Source organism: Paenibacillus sp. OT2-17, from assembly GCF_009827695.1.
Lineage (GTDB): Bacteria > Bacillota > Bacilli > Paenibacillales > Paenibacillaceae > Paenibacillus > Paenibacillus polymyxa_B.
Genome location: NZ_WUDQ01000894.1, coordinates 1 through 955 on the forward strand (window position 1 = coordinate 1; position 955 = coordinate 955).

Here is a 955-nt window from a genome sequence, read left to right on the forward strand (position 1 = left end):
CTTCTACAATGCGCTGGGCCATCACGCAGATATCATAGATATGCCTCAAGTGACCGAGATGATGCGCAGCGGGTTTCTATGGGCAGCCGCAGGCAAACAGGCGGTGGCCACCCAGGGCAGCTCGCTGGCAGAGGCTTATACAGGCATGACAGACAACCAGCAGCGTTAGCGTGGACCGGATGAATTGGTAGTACCTCTGGCAAAGAGTTTGACCACCTGAACTCACCATGGTCAGAAAGGGACAGAGCACAGAAGGAGAACAGACAACACGGACAGTAATACCGTTAGGCGTGTGCCCTTATGCAATGAAGTCCTGATTGAATTCGTATTGCCAGTCTCTAATAGTATCCGATGAAATAAAAGAATGCCATTATCCATTTTTTCTGAAGAAGAAGGGAGTCCAGACATGAACAAAATGAAAGTAGGCATTATCGGGTGTGGTAAAATTAGCGGAATTTACATGGAAAATTGCCATCGTTTCGACATTCTGGAGCTGTACGCAGTAGCGGATCTGGACCAAGGTCGGGCAGAGGAGCAGGCAGTAGCGTTTAACGTTCCGAATGTATATTCGGTAGATGAGATTTTGGCTGATCCGGAGATCGAACTCATTATTAATTTGACCATTCCGGGCGTTCACGCTGACGTTTGTCTCAGAGCTCTTGAGGCAGGCAAGCATGTTTATGTGGAGAAGCCACTTGCCGTCACCCGTGAGCAAGGGCAGGCTGTCTTGGATCTTGCTCATCAAAAGGGACTGCTTGTCGGCTGCGCACCGGAGACCTTCTTCGGTTCCGGTATACAGACATCATTGAAGCTGATTGAAGACGGAGTCATTGGGAGTCCGGTAGCCGCTACGGCTTTCATGATGAGCCGTGGACATGAACATTGGCATCCTGATCCTGAATTTTATTATGCAGTCGGCGGCGGTCCAATGTTTGATATTGGCCCCTATTATTTG

Annotated in this window: 1 protein-coding gene and 1 pseudogene; both read left to right on the top strand. The window is 49.3% G+C overall.

The features are described 5' to 3' along the window. Nucleotides 1–169 (top strand): annotated as a pseudogene (locus tag GRP75_RS30775) (ThuA domain-containing protein); the annotation flags it as partial. A gap of 237 nt (nucleotides 170–406) precedes the next feature. Further along, a partial coding sequence (locus tag GRP75_RS27980) for a Gfo/Idh/MocA family protein (protein WP_160791007.1) occupies nucleotides 407–955 on the top strand: 549 nt, incomplete at its 3' end.